Below are 17,449 nucleotides of genomic sequence, written 5' to 3'. Positions count from 1 at the left end.
TTTTCTGAAAATTCTGCCGGAAGCCGTTCAGGATTCCCGGAACGCATGCACCACAAACCGCTGCAGACCGCTGCCATAGCTGGTGGCGCAGGTGGAGAGCGTCAGCACCTGTGCCCCCTGGGGGACTTCCGTGCCGGTGTCATAGAGCGAGGCCGCCTTCAGTTCCGCCACGAAGGCGTCATATTCCTCCCCGCTGGTACGCCCGGTACGGTAGAGTTCCTCGGTATCGGTGGCGTCGTGGCAGGAGAAGATCCGCCAGGTCTGGTCCCCCTGCGGCGTGCAGAGGGTAAAGGTGGGGTTTGCCTGGAAGAACGCCTCTTCCCCGTAGCGGGTCAGCCCGCTGAACATGGAGCCGGTATGCAGGTTATGGCCGTAGATCACCCGGTAGAGGTCCGGTTCCTCCCCGCCGGACACCCCGAAGAAGAGGCATCCCTCGGGGGAAGGCTGTCCGTCGAATCCCTGATGCAGCCAGGTCTGGTTGTCCTTTGCCTGGACCACCGGCAGTTCCAGTTCCAGACCCGGCATTTCCAGCCAGGCCGCGGTATCCCCATTGATGGCCTGCAGCGCTGCGAAATCGATCTTGCTCCCGCTTTCCTCCGCCGCTTGCCCGGTCCGGACAGTCTGCTGCAGTTGCTGGTAATAGCGGCCGCTTTTCAGGTACCCGTACTGCTCATACCCGAAAAGGCCGAGAAATCCCACGCCCGCCAGCAGCAGGAGAAGGCTGAGCACCAGCCAACCCCGGGCAGGGGGCTTGATCAGGCGGCTGTCGCCGCGAAAACTTTTCATTGGTCACGCATCCCCAATCGCCAGTAGGCCGGTATATGGGACCGGCGGTAGTAGAACAGCCCTGTGACTGCCGAGGCACACAGGCAGACAACCCCCAGTGCCAGCCAGACCCACATCCAGGGGCTGTCCCCCGTCTGGACCCGTTCCGGCGGGGTGGACGGCGGCGTGGTGGGCGGGGTTTCCGCCGGCGGTGTGGCAGTGGGCGGCGTCTCGGACAGGTCCTCCATCGTCACGGTGTAATATCCGTGGTCGGGGATCGTGCCGTCCCCGTTGAAGACAAACTCCACGTCCTCCGCCAGCAGATACCCTTCGGGGGCGCTTTCCTCATGGAGAAGATAGGTATGCCCCGCCACCAGTACCGTGCCGCCCTCCGTTTGGAAGGTGATCTCGTGGGGTTCCGAGGTGGTGGTCCAACGGTCGATTTCCGTTCCGTCGGTCTTGTCGGTGAGCGTCAGCACCGCCCCCGGCAAAGGATTGCCGGAACCGTCCACCTTGGCAAACTTTACGGTCAGTTCCCGGTCGGTGACGATGAGGGTATCCCCGTCCAGCGAGCCGGTGTCCCCGTCCAGCTGGACCGTCAGATCCTCCCGCACCGTGAAGGGAATATCCTGACTGACGGCATATCCCGCCGGAGCCAGATCCTCATGCAGATTGAACCGCCCCGGGTTCAGCTGTACCGTGTGGGGTTCCGAGCCTGAGGTCCACTGGTCGATCAGGGTCTGCCCGCCGTCGCTGGAAAGGCAGTACAGCTCCATCCGGGCGCCGGCCAGTTCCTCCTCCCCCGCCAGGCTCCGCTTGCTGATGAAGACCGTCTTGCTGCTGGTATTGGTAAAGGTATAGGTCGCCCCGTCCTCGCTCACCGTCATGGTGCTGGTATAGCCGTCCAGCCCCGTCATGTCCTCCTCCAGGCGGCAGTTGGTCATATCATTGCGGATGGTGAACTCGGCCTCCGCATCGTCTCCTTTCAGAATGCGCTCCGAGGTTTTTTCCACCCCGTTTTCGGTGTAATGCAGTACGATCTTGGCGTCGGGGTGCGGCTGCCCCCCTGTCTGCCAGATCTTCCGCACATGGATGTCGCCATAGGTGCTGATGGTCCCCAGCATGTCGCTGGGGGATTCCGCCACCACGAGCGGAAACACCCAATCGTCGGTACCGGGCACATAGTAGCCGTCGGTGCCGGGAATGCGGATCTCGTCCAGCGCCTTGCCCAGCGTCACCCCGATGGAAAAGTACCCTGCATCGGCATAGGTATCCTGCCCGATGCCGCCGGGAAAATAGACATACAGATACTGATCCCGCTGCTCGAAGGATACACCGCCCTCGGTGTACTCCACCTGGAATCCGTCGGGGCAGGACTGCAGCAGCCAGCTCAGATCCAGACGCAGACAGCTGCTGTCCGCACTGCGGTTGATCACCATCAGGGAGGAATCATCCAAAATGCCGGTGGCACCGGGGGCCACCGTCTCCCCGTTCAAATAGGTGGTTCCGTTGGTATACACCACATGCACCGACCCATCCTCGTCCAGCTGGGTGGGATCTTCCGGCTCATAGGCACGGCCGCACAGCGCAAACCGGAAGTTGAAGGAGGCCGTATCCCCCAGCCCCAGCGTCAGCGGTGTTCCCGCGTTTTTCAGCGCCTGCAGTTCCTGGGTGGTGTATTCCTGTCCGTTCACCGTCATGGTGATCTGCTTCATGTAGGCCATCAGGTCCAGATACCCGTTCTGAGCCGCCTGATACCCCGGATAGAAATAGGAATCCTCTGTCGCCTGTGCCCGGACCGGCAGCGCTGCGGCTGCCATCAGCAGACAACCGATGCCGAACAGCAGCAGCGCCCGGCCCAGTTCCCCCCATCTCCTTTGTCTCATCGTTCCCCGTCCCATCGTTTTTCTCTATGCCGCTTTTCCGAAGGAAACAGGCACCGTCTTCTCTGCTCTGCGGCGGATCGGAACCGTGCCTGCACCCCATCCTATTTACATCATTTCGGTTTTTTCGTTGTATTTTCCCGAAAATTCATTCGATAAAAATTGTAGCACCGCGCTTTGCAATTGGCAAGCGTTTTTCACTGTATCGCACGGTATTTTCCTGTATCTTCCCGTATATGACCGGGTAAAGAAATCCACCCCGGGTATCTGCCCGCCGGATGCGCAAAATAATACTTGCATTCGGGGCAAAATCATGGTATAGTTTCTTGTTGAAAAGGGAGTAGTTGTAAGTCGCACCGTCAACATCCCGATTCCGTACAAGGAATCGGGCGGAGCGCGCCCATCATGTGGTAACAAGACTTTTCGGCCGGGAGCGATCCCACAGGCCGGGAAGTCTTTTTTCTTTTCCCGTCCGGGGCGGCCCGGTACATTTTTGAACAGGAGAGGCGAGAAATAAGTATGCAGAAACCCTATTTCAATCTGTCCCCCAAAGAGACCCTGGAGCAGCTGGGCGTCACAGCCGGCGGTCTGACCGGCCAGCAGGCGGCCCAGCGGCTGGAGCAGTACGGCCCCAACCGTCTGGCGGAAGGGGAAAAGAAGAGCTGGCTGGCGGTGTTTGCCGAGCAGTTCAAGGATCTTCTGGTGGCCATCCTCATTGTGGCGGCCATCATCTCGATGTTCTCGGGCAACCTGGAGAGTACCCTGGTCATCTTCGCGGTGCTGATCCTCAACGCCGTGCTGGGCACCGTGCAGTATTTCAAGGCCGAGAAATCCCTGGAAAGCCTGAAAGCCATGAGCGCTCCTTCCGCCAAAGTGCTGCGGGACGGCCAGCGGATGGAAGTCCCCGGGGACCAGGTGGTGCCCGGCGACATCGTGGAACTGGAGGCCGGCGATCTGATCGTGGCGGACGGCCGCATCCTCAACAGCTGGTCGCTGAAGGTCAACGAGAGTTCCCTCACCGGCGAGTCCGAAGCCGTGGAGAAGAGCCGTGACGCCATCGAGGGCGCCGAAGTAGCCCTGGGCGACCAGAAGAACATGGCATTTTCCGGTTCTCTGGTCACCTACGGCCGGGCCACCATGGTGGTCACCGGCACCGGCATGGACACCCAGCTGGGCCGCATTGCCAGCCTGATGAACGAGACCCAGCAGCGCAAGACCCCCCTGCAGAAAAACCTGGACGATTTCTCCGGCAAGCTGGCCGTGGTCATCATGGTCATCTGCGCCGTGGTGTTCCTGCTGTCGGTGTTCCGCAACGGCATGGGGGTGCTGGACGCCCTGATGTTCGCCGTGGCCCTGGCTGTGGCGGCTATTCCCGAGGCGCTGAGCTCCATCGTCACCATCGTGCTGGCCATGGGCACCCAGAAGATGGCCCGGCAGAACGCGATCATCAAGGAACTGAAGGCTGTGGAAAGCCTGGGTTCGGTGCAGGTCATCTGCTCCGACAAGACCGGCACCCTGACCCAGAACCGGATGACCGTGCAGAAGATCTGGGCCGACGGCACCCTGACCCCCGGCACCGACCTGGAGCTGGCCAACGACGCTCAGCGTGCCCTACTGAAAATTGCCGTGCTGGACAGCGACGCCACCATGAACGCCGAGAGCGGCGCCGGGGTGGGCGATCCCACCGAGGTGGCGCTGGTACAGCTGGGCAACTACTTCTATGTGGATGCGCCGGTCTACCGCAGCCAGCATCCCCGCCTGGCGGAGCTGGCCTTTGACTCCGACCGCAAGCTGATGAGCACCCTGCACAACACCGACGACGGCCCCATGCTCTACACCAAGGGCGCCATCGACGTGCTGCTGGATCGCTCCACCCATCTGCTGACCGGCGACGGCGTGGTCCCCATGACGCCGGAACGCCGCGCCGAGATCGAAAAAGTCAACCGGGAGCTCTCCGAAAACGGCCTGCGGGTGCTGGCCTTTGCCCAGCGTCCCCTGCCCGAAGCCCGGCTGCTCACCCTGGAGGATGAGCAGGACTACACCTTTGTGGGCTTGATTTCCATGATCGACCCGCCCCGTCCCGAGAGCGTCAAGGCGGTGGCCGAAGCCAAGAAGGCCGGCATCCGCACCGTCATGATCACCGGCGACCACAAGGTCACCGCCACCGCCATCGCCAAACAGATCGGCATCTTCGAGGAGGGCGACCTGGCGGTGGACGGCGTGGAACTGGAGAACATGTCCGACGCCGAGCTGGACGAAAAGCTGCCCCACATTGCCGTGTATGCCCGTGTTTCCCCGGAGCACAAGATCCGCATCGTCACGGCGTGGCAGCGCCGGGGCTGCATTGCGGCCATGACCGGCGACGGCGTCAATGATGCCCCCGCCCTGAAGAAGGCCGACGTGGGCGTGGCCATGGGCATCACCGGCACCGAGGTCAGCAAGGATGCCGCCGCCATGATCCTGGCGGACGACAATTTTGCCACCATCGTCAAGGCGGTTCTCAACGGCCGCAGCGTCTACGCCAACATCCGCAACGCCATCCAGTTCCTGCTGTCCGGCAACATGGGCGCCATTCTGGCGGTCATCTACGCCTCTCTGGCAGGCCTGAGCGTCCCCTTCCAGCCGGTGCACCTGCTCTTCATCAACCTGCTCACCGACAGCCTGCCCGCCATCGCTCTGGGCATGGAGCCCGCCCGCCCCGGTCTGATGGACCAGAAGCCCCGGGATCCCAACGCCTCCATGATGGACAAGCCCATGCTCAGCCATGTCTTCGGCCAGGGCCTGATGATCGGTGTGGTGGCCATGATCGCCTTCTATATCGGTCTTGCTCAGGGCGGCGCGGCGCTGGCCAGCACCATGGCTTTCTCCACCCTGACCCTGGCCCGGCTGTTCCACGGCTTCAACTGCCGCGGCACCGAGTCCATCTTCCGGTTGGGCCTTTCCGGCAATCCCTATTCCCTGATGGCCTTCGGCACCGGCGTGCTGCTGCTGGCCTTTGTGCTCTTTGTCCCGGCCCTGGAAGGCCTGTTCCTGGTGGCTCCCATCAACGGGTTCCAGCTGCTGTGCATCGTGGTGCTGGCCTTCCTGCCCACCCTGCTGATCCAGCTCTCCCGTGTGATCCGCGGCAAATAATTCCTTACAGCCAAAAGGCGGCACCTTCGGGTGCCGTCTTTTTTTGTCGGATGTACAATTTTTTTATTACTTTTTGGGTAAAACGTCACTTGAAACCTTCCAGCCATTGCCTGTAGACTGATACTATACGGCGGCCGGCATCGCCAGTATCCCTGCTGCGGTGCCAATCCCGGCCGCCGAAAAGACAGGGTTGCGGGGATCCTATTGCACAACAGCCGCAGGATCCCAAAAGAGGTGTTGATTTTGAAAAAAGCAAAATCCCTTTGCGCGCTTGGCGTGATCTTTTTCCTCTGGTTCCTGCTGCCGGCAGCGGTGCGGGCCGAGCCGGCCGATGCCGAAGCCGGCTCCGTCCGGGTTCTTCCCGACACGGAGACCTGGTACACCGACACGCTGGCTTCCTTCCCCGCACCGGATTCCTCCTGGGATTCCACACTCACCGGACCGCCCGCCGGCTACACCGAGGATGCGGGCAGCCGGACCGTCACCCTGGGGACCGCTGATGCCCTGGCCTGGTGGGCCGGGCAGGTCAACAGCGGCGCTTCCTTTGCGGGATATACCGTGAATCTGACCGCCGACGTGGACCTGTCCGCCCACAGCTGGACACCGGTCTGCGGCACCGGCGGTGCACTGGAGGGCACCGTCTTCCTGGGAGGCGGTCACACCATTGCCGGGCTGACCGTCCGGGAAGGGCAGGACCGCGCGGCTTTTATCGGATACAATGACGGCAATCTGACCCTGGAGGACCTGACCTTTGCCGACGCCTGGATCGCCGCCGATGAATCCTCCGGCGACTGCGGCGCTGCGGCTGTGGTGGTGGGCACACAGTCGGGCGGCAGCCTGACGCTGCGCCGTGTGACGGTATGCCGCGGACAGGTCCTGGCCCCGCAGCAGGTTTCCGCCCTTGCGGGCAGCCTGACGGAGGGTGCTGCACTGACTGCCGACCGGTGTGAGATCACAGACAGCTTTTTGTCCGCCCGCACTCTGGCCGCTCCCATCGTGGGCTGCGGTACCGAAGCCCAGGTCACGGTGAAGGGCATCCGGCTCTCCGGCAACACCATCACCGCCGGTGAGGCCGGGTGCTGTACCTTCGACGACGCGGCCGGCGCCCAGTACCGCTGCGATCCCCGCACCCCCGACGGGAGCTCCGCGCTGAACGCCTGCACCACCGCCCTGTTCACCGACGGCCGGACGGACACGGGTTCCGGCCATCCGCTGGACCTCACGGCCGAAACAGAGGACTACCGCTATCCCACGCTGGCCGCTGCCGTACAGGCGGTGGTGAATTCCCACAGCCAGGCCGGCACGGTCACACTGCTCCGGGATGCGGCGGGCAGCGGCATCGGACTTTTCAACAAAAACGAGGCCAGCCATGTCGCACTGACCATCGACTTCGGAGGACACACCTATACCTGCCGGGACCCCGCCCCCGGCTGTCTGGACACCGAGACCCAGGGCTTCTATCTGGAGAAGGGCAATACCGTGACGCTGAAAAACGGCACGATCCGGGTCGATGAGGAGAGCTGGAACACGGCAATCCTCCTGCAGAACTACAGCGATCTGACCCTGCAGGATCTGAACCTGCAGGGAGGAGCCTTCACACAGTATCTGATCTCCTGCAACTACGGCAGCATGGTGCTGGACAACGTCAATGCCGACGGCACTGCCCCCGATCTGGTCGCCATCGATCTGATGCACTGGCTGAACGAGCTGTACCGGGACCAGGCTCCGGCCATCGCCATCCACAATACAGAGGCGAATACCATCCGGGGCAGCATCGACGTATACTGCTACGACGATGCCACCGGCGCCATTGCCTCCGACTGTGCGGACAAACCCTCCCTGCGCATTTACGGCGGCAACTACAGCACCGATCCCACCCGTTATCTGGCACAGGAGGTTTCCCTGACGGTCCGGCCGTCAAAAGAGTTCTACCAGGTGAAGATCTATGATCCGGAGATCGTGGTATCTCCTGTTCCGTCCGGGACGGAGGAACTGCAGCTGGACATGGGGGAGGACGCACAGCAGCAGCTGACCGCCGAGGCGGAACAGATCGTGACAGAGATCCTGCAGGGGGATCTGCCCGCGGGCGTCGACGCGGAGACGGCCGGAAAACTTTCGGCGACGCAAGCCGACCCCCTCACCGTCTCGGTGGAATTCCAGGAAAAAAGTACGGACGACCTCCATCCTGCCGAGATCACCGCGGTGGAAAATACCACGGCCGCCAACGATACCCTGGCCCAGTTCTTCTCCCTTTCGCTGGTGCTGAAGGACGGCCAGGAAGACCTGGGCCTGCTGACCGAACTGAGCACCCCGCTCTGCTTTACCCTGTCCGTGCCCAAGGCACTGGTGCAGGACAGCCGCACCTTTTTTATCCTCCGGGTCCACAACGGTCAATCGGAAAAACTGCCTGTGGAATTTGACGCGGATCAGGCTGCACTGACCTTTTCCACGGACCGATTCTCTACCTACGCGCTGGGATATACCGATCTGCCGGTTTCCCCATCCGCAGAACCGGCATCTACCTCCGGAGCCGCGTCCTCCGGGATGGCCGCCAGCCGGGAGGAAAAAGCCGCCGTTCCCACCGCGCCGACCCGGCAGGCCGCTCCAGCTCCCGCCGCACCGGTTCCCACCGCGGTCCCTGCCGCCCACATTTCCGCGGCCTCGATCCCCCAGACCGGCGACAACAGCCATCCCCTGCTGTGGATGGTCCTGTTCAGCCTGTCCGGCGCGGGCATTGCCGCCCTTGGGTTCCTGGCTCTGTGGAAGAGAAAACGCCCATAACCGCACCTTACCGCAGCAACAAAAAGCGGCTGCCCCTTTACGGGGCAGCCGTTTTTCCTGTTTTTTATGCTTGCCGGGAGGGCGTTTTCCGCTTTCGCCGGCGGCGGGCCCACAGACCTGCGCCCAGCAGCAGAAGCAGCGCTGCACCCGCACCTGCCAACAGCGGCAGCGGAATGGAACGGCGGGGCACCGCGGCCAGGGCGGTATCCCCTTCCTGCAAAGTGCAGACAAGGTAGCTGCCGTCATCGGTGGCATCGGCCTTGCGCCAGCTTCCGTCCGCCCCGCGCAGGTAGAGGTCCGTATGGTCCTGCAGCGGCAGATAGTGCAGCCGCACGGTGCCGGATGTCTCGCCGGGCAGGGTGAACTGCCAGCTTTCCGTCGTACCGGGGGCCGGAGTATCCTCACAGGCGGTCAGCGTCATACTGCCGCCGTCAAAGCAGCCCTCGGCCAGCAGGATGGCCCGGCCGTCCTCCCGCTGCTCGGCACCGGTGATGACGGTTTCATAGGGGGTGTAGACCGCCGCAACGGTCTGGTCAAAGGTAATGGCTTCCCGGGTGAAATCCGGCCAGGCAGCGGTATACCCCGCCTTTTCGGGAATGGCCGGGGCGTCGGACGGGTCGAAGTCGGCCCCGTATTCCACCGGGATCGTGGCCACCGTCTGGCCATCGGCCACAAAGGTCAGCGTGATGCGGGAGAATGTTTCCGGCAGACCCTCCTGCTGTGCCCGGGCACTGAAATCCGCAAAAGTCACCGGTTCGGCCTGCCCGGCGTAACTCACGCCGTCAATGCCGCCCAGCGTCTCGCTGACAAAGAGATTGCCCTGCAGGTCACTCTCGCTGTCCTGCAGACGGTTGACCGTGTTGCTCAGGGAATCCTCCGCCAGCAGGCCGCCGGCAATGGCGCCCAGCTGCTCGGTGCCGGTGACTTCCACCATGGCGCGGCAGTCGGTCAGTGTATAGCCGCTGCCCGCAATGCCGCCCACAAAGCGATCGCCGGACAGACGCCCCTTGGCGGCACACTGACGGATGGGCGCGCGGCTCTGTCCGGCAATGCCGCCCACATAATCGGCGTCCTCCGCCAGCAGATCGGCGGTGTTGTAGCTCTGCAGCACACTGCCCAGCTCCATGCTGCCGACGATGCCGCCGGCACACTGCTTTTTGGCCTGTACCGTGCCCTGGTTGGTGCAGCCCCGCACCACGATGCGGGTCTTGTAGGTCATGTTCAGCGAACTGCTGCCGCTGATCTTGGTGTCATCCTCGGGGTCCAGGTCATTTTCCCGCGCCATAGCGCCGGTGATGCCCCCCGCGTTCAGGTCGGCATAGACCTCCCCTGCATTCAGGCAGTTGGAGACTTTGCCCTCGGTGTCCCCGTCGCCGTCCTCATCGGACACATCCTCAAAGATGGTGCCCTGTCCGGCGTTTTCCGCCGCCCCCAGCAGTGTGTTGCCGATCTTGTTCAGCTGATTGGTGATGGCCTCCATATCCCGGATCAGGGCCTGGGTGTGGTCGCCGGTATCGGTGGTGAGGGAATCCACCCCGTCGGAAATGGCCGTCAGGCTGCCGCTCAGACTGCTGCGCGCCGCCGTAATGGCATCCTGGTTGTTGATCTCGATGCTCGGCACCGTCAGGTTGGCCTGGCCGTCCAGCGACGCCGAGCCTTCCCCGCCTACGCCGCCGGAAACCTGGACGCCATTCTCCTTGTCGATGGAAATTTCCGGTGCCCGGTGGGGCGGCTGGTTATGGGCCTCCTCGGCGCGGTCGGTTACCCCGGCGTCCGTGGGAACAGATTCTGACGAAGCGTCGCTGCTTTCCGGGACTTCCTCCGGGGTCGGCTGCGGCGTGGTTTCCGGCACAGGGGTGGGTTCCGGTTCGGGGACAGGCGTATTTTCAGGGACCGGCGTTGCCGACGGCTCCGGTGTTTCGGTGGGTTCCGGAGTGGGATTGACCGTCACATCGGTGGAGGAAGAGGTATCCGCCTGTACATCGCCGCCGGCACTGCCCTGCCCGGTCAGATCCGCCAGAGCCGTTACCGTCAGGTTCTGGGTGCCGATGTCGATGCCGTCAGCCACCTTCTGGAGCAGGGTGTCCACCGCACTGCGGGCGCTGTCCACCCGGTTCTTGAGATCCTCAAACCGGGCGGTCAGTTCGCTGGAAGAGGCCGAAGCGTCACTGGTGGCCTGGTTCATCAGCCCTTGAAGCGTATCCAGTTCGCCCCGCAGCTGCTGCAGGGTATCCTCGCTGTACTGCAGCACGCTGGAGGGTTCCATCTGGCCCACAATGCCGCCGCCCTCCTTGCGGGCATGGACGGTACCGTAGTTGACACACCCCTCCACATAGCCGGTCTGGCTGCCCGCGATGCCGCCCACATTGTAACCGATGTGGTCATAGCCCACAGCACCCCGGTTGATGCAGGCGCGCACCACGCCGGCAGAGTTGCCCGCGATGCCGCCGATGTCGGTGATGTCCGCCGCGCGCTCGGTGGTGAGCAGATCGGTAAGGGTCAGGTCATTCAGTTTGACCTCGTTCTGGCTCACCGTTGTGTTGACGGCGGCGTTGTTGGTGCAGCCCGAGACCACACCGTCATTCTGGCCGGTCATGCCGCCCACAAAGTGGTCGCCGTAGACGCTGCCGTCCACCGTGCAGCCGGTGATGACCCCGGTGACGGTATTGCTGCCGGCGATGCCGCCGATGCGGCTGGTGCCGCTGACGGTGCCGCTGAAGGAGCAATTGCGGATGGTGCCGGCGTTCTGCCCGGCAAAGGCGCCCACGTCAGCCCGGGTCCCGCCGGGCTGGACCGTACCGCTCAGATGCAGATTCTGCACCACGGCCCCCTGCTGGAGATAGCGGAACAATCCCTGGACACTGCCCTCCGTCGAGAGGGTCAGTCCGCTGATGGTATGGCCGCCGCCTTCCAGCGTACCGCCGAAGGTGGGAATGCCGGCAAAGTCGGTGCCGGACAGGTCAATATCCGCCGTGAGTTCCACGATGCGTCCCTGACTCCAGCTGTCCAGTCGGCAGTCCCGGGCGAGAGCCAGCAGACCGTCGGCATCGGAGATCTGCAAAGCGGCGGGTTCTTCTTCCTCGGCCCGGACGGCCGGTGCCAGCAAAGCCGCCAGCATACATAGGCTCAGCAGCGCCGAGAGAAGGCGTTGTATTCTCTTGTTCATACTTCCTCCCCCTCGGTATAGCTCTGGGCCCAGACCGCGGCGTCCTGCGGCAGGGCGTAATCCGGCTCGGCCGGTTCGATGGTGGTGCCCGAAGTCACGGCGGCGTTCAGGGTGCCGTGCAGCGTGCCCTTGATCTCGGCGTCAATGACGCCGTTCACATAGCCGCGTACCCGGCCGCTGACCCGCATATTGCCGCTGGCCGTGCGGTTGATCCGCGTCAGATCGATGGGGGCCTTCATGGCAAAGCTGGTGCGTTCCACAATGGAGTCACCGATGAGCAAAATCTGCGGCAGCACGGCCAGGACCAGCACAATGGAGATCACTGTACCGCGGCCCAGGCAGCTGCCGATGGCGGCGATGACCGGGTTGGTGGTCATGCGGCCGATCAGCGCACCGGCCACCGCCAGGATGGTGCCGGAGGTAAAGATGGTGGGGAATGCCTCGTTGAGGGCGGCCACGATGGCCTGCCGTGGCGGCATCTCCTTTTTGCGGTCACTGTAATGGCTGGAGATGACGATGGCGTAGTCGATGTTGGCGCCCATCTGGATGGCATTGACGATGAGGTAGCCCAGGAAATACAGCGGTTCCTGCTGCAGCGTGGGCACCGCGAAGTTGATCCAGATACTGCCCTGAATGACGATGATGAGCAGGATGGGCAGCCCCACCGACTGGAAGGTGAACAGCAGGATCAGCACCACGAAGAGGGCCGACAGCACGCTGATGAGGACGTTGTCCTGCACGAAGGAGCTGGACAGGTCCTTGACGTTGGTGGAGTTGCCCACTACATAGGTATTGCCGCTGTAGTATTTTGCCAGGATGCCGTGGATGGTGTCCAGGAAGGCCATCGTCTCGTCGCTTTCCTCGGGCAGATTCAGGTAGACCACCAGACGGCTGTACTGGTCGCTCTGCAGCTGGACCTGGGCCCAGTTGAGCTGGTCGAAGAGATCGTCCACCGTCTGCTGCATCTCCCCTTCCAGCGTGATGTTGCCCGCCTTCATCTCATCCTGCAGGAACATGAACAGGTCAAACAGCGGCACCTTGTAATCGCCGATGCCGCTGAGCACGCTGCCGTACTCATCATGGTCCACGGCGTAGGCCACATACAGTGCCTCGGCCACCTCGTAGTCGGTGCCCGCCAGTTCCGAGAACTGCCGGGGCGTCACCGCATCGGCCAGCATGTAGCCGTCCTGGGCCTCGGTGTTGGCCAGACCCTGACAGGACTTGACCTCGGGGCAGGCTTCCAGCTCCTGGAGCACGGCGCGCTCGGCGTCATAGTTGCCCTTGGGCACGATGAGCGCCACCATATTCTCGTTGCCGAAGGTGGCCTTGATCTTCTGGTGGGCGATCTGGCTTTCGCTCTGCTTGGCGGTGACCAGGTCGGTGAAGCTGTAGCAGTAGGGACAGTTGTTGGCCAGCACCGCCGCCACGATGACCACCACCGCAAAGACGGGCGGGATCACCCAGCGGGTGGCCACGTCGAACTTACCCAGGAAGTTGATCTGGGGAATGAGTTTGCGGTGCCGGGTGGCGTCGATCTTCTTGCTGAAGAGCATGAGCAGACCGGGCATCAGCGTAAAGACCGACAGCAGGCTGAAGAGGATGGCCTTGATGAGGACGGTGGCCATATCCCGTCCAATGCCGAAGTGCATGAAGGCCAGTGCCCCCAGACCGGAGATGGTGGTCAGGGAGGAGGAGCTGATCTCGGGAATGGCTTTGGCCAGCGCCGCGATGCAGGCCTCCCGGGTGTCCTTGGTCTCGTGCTCGTCGGAGAACCGGTGGCAGAGGATGATGGCATAGTCGATGGCCAGTGCCAGCTGGAGAATCACCGTCACCGAGTTGGAGATAAAGGAGATCTTGCCGCACAGGAAGTTGGTGCCCATATTGAGCACCGCCGCCGCGCCGAAGGTCAGCAGCAGTACCGGAACTTCGGCGTAGGAGCGGGACGTCAGGGTCAGCACTACCACGATGATGACTGCCGCAATCACCAGGATGGTGCCCATTTCATCGGCCAGCTCCGCCGACATATCCTGCCCCACTTCGGTGTCGATATAGACATCCTGCCCCGCCAGGGCCTCCCGGATTCCCTGTACCGCCGCAATGCTCACATCATCCTCGGCGGTACCATCGAAGGTCACCGAGTAGAGCGCCGCGGCCCCCTTGTAGTGCTCCTCGGTGGCGTCAAACTCCACACTGTAGACGCCATCCACATCCTCGATGGTCTTCTGCAGCGCGGCGGCGGTGTCCGCCGTGACATTGGATACCATGACCCGCGCCGTGCCGAAGGTGGTGAAGTTGTCATCCATCACCGTCAGGCCCTGGCGGGTCTCGGTGTCGGCGGGCAGGTAGGTGGTGATGTCATTTTCCACCTGTACCCAGCCCGACGCGACGACGCTGAAGATCAGCGCCAGAATATACAAAAGGAAGAACAGGTTGCGTTTGTCCACAATGAACGCTGCGACCTTTTCCATCCCGCTGGTTTTCGGTTTCTTTTCCTGCAAAGAGAAGTCCCTCCGTTCCATAAGAAAAACAGCCCCTCCCAGAGCTGTTTTTTCATCATACTACGGAAGGACTCCCCGCACCATGGACACTTTTGAACATCTGTCTAATGTTTAGACGTTTTTTCTTCCTTTGTATTAAAAAAGCCGGCCCACAGGGCCGGCCTGAAAAGGCTGTCAATGACTGCGCAGTGCCTGCGCTGCCGCCAGGGCACCGCCCTCCTGTACGAACAGAGCGGCGTACCGCTGTTCTCCCGCGGGGTCTGCCGCCGCCCGGCTTGCCAGCACCAGCATCCAGCAGACATCCAGCTTGGCCAGCTTGGTGGGCAGCCGGCGCATGGTCTCCTCCAGAGCGGCACGGTCGGCAGGGCGCCCCCGCAGCAGACCGCACCAGGTGGTATACAAGGTCACATCCCCCTGCAGATTGTCTGCCAGGCGAGGGTTGGAGGCCCGCAGTGCTTCCACATTCCCGGCAAAGGCCTGCAGTTCCTTCCGGGCCTGTTCCGGCTGGCTGCCCCACAGACAGTACCGGCATCGGCTGCGCTGCACCAGCGCCTGCAGGGCACTGCGCCGGGGCTCCGGAATGGCCGCCGAGGGCATCACAAGGGTCTGCAGGGCCTGCTGCCAATTTCCGTCGGCGCAGTATCCGTCCGCCAGATTCACCGCCGCCGTGACAGCTCCCGCCGAATCGGGCCGCTGCGCCCGGACGACCGATTCATAGTCACGCAAAAATGCCCGGGGCTGCAGTTTCAGATGCAGCTCCTCCAGCATAGATTCCTCACAGGCGGAAGCCACCATACCGGCGACCAGACGGGTGGCAGTCAGACAGACCACGGCCGCCAGCACCAGTGTCACAACCTGCTGCCACACCGGCATTCCGCGGCGGCTGATGACCAGTGCCGCCAGGCAGACCAGCGTGGCCAGTCCCCCGGCCTGCAGTACCCGGCGGCTTTTGGTCAGTTTCCAACACAGACCCATTGGGAAAACCTCCTCTTCCGTTTGTATCCAGCATACACCTTGCAACAGAAAATGAAAAGTAGAATTCACAGCCTGTGTTTTTGTGCACTTTTTATCAAAAACAATCTTTTTGACAAAATATTGTAGCATTCTTGTTATCCATACCAATGAAAATCTGTCGACAACATGGTATAATAGCGACGATATAGATATAACAGAACAGCCCATCCACCCAAGGAGGAATCGCAGATGATCCGCATAATGACGTTGATGGAAAATCAGCCCTCGGAGAACAAGGCACTGAAAGCCGAACATGGCCTTTCCTTTCTGGTGGAAGCCGGCGGCAAACGATTTCTTTTTGACTGCGGCTCCGGGGAAGATACCTTGTATAACGCCCACCGCCTGGGCGTGGATCTGACCCGGGTGGATTTTACGGTCTGTTCTCACAGCCATTACGATCACGCCGCAGGGTTCCGGGATCTGGCAGAACAGGGGGCCGGGGGAGGCTGCCTGTACACCGGACCGGGTTTCTGGGAAACCAAATACGCCTTTGACGGCGTCAAATACACCGACCTTTCCGCCGGATATGATGCGGATTTTCTGAAAGAGCACCAGATCGCCCACCGGGTGTGCGAAGGGCTGCTGCCCCTGGCCGAAGGATGCTGGCTGGTAGGAAATTTTGCCCGCCGCACCGCCTTTGAGACGATTCCGCCTCGCTTTGTGAAGGGCGAGATTCCCCATACCGTGACGGATGATTTTTCCGACGAGATCTGCCTGGCCCTGCAGACGAGCCGGGGGCTTGTCGTGCTGGTGGGGTGTTCCCATCCGGGCATTCTGAATATGATCCGCACCGTACATGAAGTTTTGCACCAGCCGGTGTATGCGATCTTCGGCGGCACCCATCTGGTGGAGGCCGACGAGGCCCGCATCCAGGCCACCGTCACGGAGTTGCAGACGATGGGACTGACCGTTCTGGGGCTGTGCCACTGCTCCGGTTCTCTGGCCGAAAACTGGCTGACCTGTCACAGCAGCCTGCAGGCCTGTCATATGGCGGTAGGCGACTGCATCGCATTTGAATAAGGATTTATGCATTTTGAGGAACTGGCACAACAACTTGTGCAGACAGCGTCCACCTTGCTGAACGGACGCATTGTGAATATCATGGACACCCGGGGTATTATCGTCGCCTCCACCGAAGCACACCGCATCGGCACCCGGCACGAAGGTGCCTGTCAGGTACTGCGCACCCGGCGGCCGGTGGCCATCCACCGGGAGGAGCTGGCTCTCTACCCGGGCGCCAAGGAAGGCTACAACCTGCCGGTCTGGAACGACGGCCAGCTCATGGCTGTGGTGGGGATCTTCGGCAATCCCGACGAAGTGCGGGACAGCGCCCATATTCTGGCCGCCTATACCGAACAGTTTTTCCATCAGCATGCCCTGGACCAGCGGGCCCGGGTGGCCGGGGAACTGCGCTCCAGTTACCTGCGTATGGTGCTGAGTACCCTGTCCCCCGACGCCAGTGAACAGCTGGCCATCCTGGCGGAGGCGCTGAACCTGCACCTGCGGTTTCCGGTGCAGGTGCTGGCCCTGCGGGTTCCCAGCGTTACCAGCCCCTGCGACCAGCAACAGCTGCTGGACCGGGCCATAGAGGAACTGATTTTCCGCCGCCTGGTGGCACCGTCCTGCGATGTATGGGCCATCATGGACAACCGGCTGATGCTTCTGAAAAGCGCCACCGACACCCCTGCTTCCCCCCTGCCCAGAATGGTCAGTGCGCTGGAACAGGCCCTGGGCCGCCCGGTCCAGTTGTGTGTGGGTACGCCCTGCACCAGCGTGCGGCAGATCCACCGCGCCGGGGCGGAGGCTTCCCTCCTGTGCGATCTGGACCGCTCCGGCGTGCTGGACATCCAGGATGCTTCCTGTCGGTTTTTCTATCTGATGCAGCGCACCGCCCTGCGGGAGTCCGATTTTATAGACGATATGTTGGAAAAACTGGTCCGGCAGTTCGGCGACAAGGAGCTGGACGTGCTGCTGACCACCGCCTGCGCCTACTATCACTGCTGCGGCAGTGTGAACCAGGCGGCCACGCAGCTGCACATCCATAAAAATACCCTGCAGTATCGCCTGCACCGCCTCTGGGACGTTCTGTGTCCCGGCGATGAATCTCCTTTTGAACGGGAATATCTGCTGCGGCTCTGTATCATGCGCCGCCTGCACCGTTGACAGCTTTGTCCTTTGTACCAAAAGGCACCGCAGCCTTAGAAATATTT

Annotated in this window: 9 protein-coding genes; 4 read left to right on the top strand and 5 right to left on the bottom strand. The window is 62.3% G+C overall.

Translation table 11 applies throughout. The features are described 5' to 3' along the window. Positions 1-27 precede the first annotated feature (27 nt). Together NQ490_RS10110 and NQ490_RS10105 are read right to left on the bottom strand one after the other, a co-directional pair. Entirely contained in the window at positions 28-786 is a 759-nt protein-coding gene (locus NQ490_RS10110; protein ID WP_007045657.1) for a class B sortase, read from the bottom strand. Then, positions 783-2,651 carry an MSCRAMM family protein gene (locus NQ490_RS10105; protein ID WP_007045656.1) on the bottom strand — a complete coding sequence of 623 codons (1,869 nt, stop codon included), beginning with the start codon at positions 2,649-2,651 and terminating at the stop codon, positions 783-785. Before NQ490_RS10105 ends, NQ490_RS10110 begins: the two co-directional genes overlap by 4 nt. 516 nt (positions 2,652-3,167) lie before the next feature. Here NQ490_RS10105 and NQ490_RS10100 point away from each other — a divergent pair. Together NQ490_RS10100 and NQ490_RS10095 are read left to right on the top strand one after the other, a co-directional pair. Beyond that, complete coding sequence (locus tag NQ490_RS10100) at positions 3,168-5,780, top strand: cation-translocating P-type ATPase (RefSeq protein ID WP_007045654.1); 2,613 nt, start codon at positions 3,168-3,170, stop codon at positions 5,778-5,780. A gap of 243 nt (positions 5,781-6,023) precedes the next feature. Continuing rightward, entirely contained in the window at positions 6,024-8,561 is a 2,538-nt protein-coding gene (locus NQ490_RS10095; RefSeq protein ID WP_040917377.1) for an LPXTG cell wall anchor domain-containing protein, read from the top strand. A 64-nt stretch (positions 8,562-8,625) separates the two neighbouring features. On the opposite strand, the gene NQ490_RS10090 is transcribed toward NQ490_RS10095, so the two are convergent. The 3 genes from NQ490_RS10090 to NQ490_RS10080 form a co-directional block, all read right to left on the bottom strand. Continuing rightward, positions 8,626-11,727, bottom strand: coding sequence for a GLUG motif-containing protein (locus tag NQ490_RS10090; protein ID WP_007045652.1), 3,102 nt, complete (start codon positions 11,725-11,727; stop codon positions 8,626-8,628). After that, entirely contained in the window at positions 11,724-14,225 is a 2,502-nt protein-coding gene (locus NQ490_RS10085) for an MMPL family transporter (protein WP_242654964.1), read from the bottom strand. Before NQ490_RS10085 ends, NQ490_RS10090 begins: the two co-directional genes overlap by 4 nt. 174 nt (positions 14,226-14,399) lie before the next feature. Continuing rightward, positions 14,400-15,200: a hypothetical protein gene (locus tag NQ490_RS10080; RefSeq protein WP_040917376.1), complete on the bottom strand. Its 801-nt coding sequence runs from the start codon at positions 15,198-15,200 to the stop codon at positions 14,400-14,402. 228 nt (positions 15,201-15,428) lie between these two features. Between NQ490_RS10080 and NQ490_RS10075 the strand changes: the two genes are divergently transcribed. Continuing rightward, positions 15,429-16,259 (top strand): MBL fold metallo-hydrolase, encoded by an 831-nt coding sequence (locus NQ490_RS10075; protein WP_007045649.1) that lies wholly within the window; start codon positions 15,429-15,431, stop codon positions 16,257-16,259. Between the two features lie 6 nt (positions 16,260-16,265). Continuing rightward, the gene (locus NQ490_RS10070) at positions 16,266-17,402 is read left to right on the top strand and encodes a CdaR family transcriptional regulator (RefSeq protein ID WP_007045648.1); all 1,137 of its coding nucleotides are present in this window, start codon (positions 16,266-16,268) and stop codon (positions 17,400-17,402) included. The last annotated feature ends 47 nt before the right edge of the window (positions 17,403-17,449 follow it).

The sequence above is a fragment of the Subdoligranulum variabile genome (assembly GCF_025152575.1).
Taxonomy (GTDB): Bacteria; Bacillota; Clostridia; order Oscillospirales; family Ruminococcaceae; genus Gemmiger; species Gemmiger variabilis.
This window is presented reverse-complemented; position numbering and strand designations above follow the sequence as displayed.

Coding starts and splice junctions, on each gene's coding strand:
- NQ490_RS10075 (WP_007045649.1), top strand. CDS start 15,429: ATGATCCGCATAATGACGTTGATGGAAAATCAGCCCTCGGAGAACAAG.
- NQ490_RS10110 (WP_007045657.1), bottom strand. CDS start 786: ATGAAAAGTTTTCGCGGCGACAGCCGCCTGATCAAGCCCCCTGCCCGG.
- NQ490_RS10080 (WP_040917376.1), bottom strand. CDS start 15,200: ATGGGTCTGTGTTGGAAACTGACCAAAAGCCGCCGGGTACTGCAGGCC.
- NQ490_RS10100 (WP_007045654.1), top strand. CDS start 3,168: ATGCAGAAACCCTATTTCAATCTGTCCCCCAAAGAGACCCTGGAGCAG.
- NQ490_RS10105 (WP_007045656.1), bottom strand. CDS start 2,651: ATGAGACAAAGGAGATGGGGGGAACTGGGCCGGGCGCTGCTGCTGTTC.
- NQ490_RS10090 (WP_007045652.1), bottom strand. CDS start 11,727: ATGAACAAGAGAATACAACGCCTTCTCTCGGCGCTGCTGAGCCTATGT.
- NQ490_RS10070 (WP_007045648.1), top strand. CDS start 16,266: ATGCATTTTGAGGAACTGGCACAACAACTTGTGCAGACAGCGTCCACC.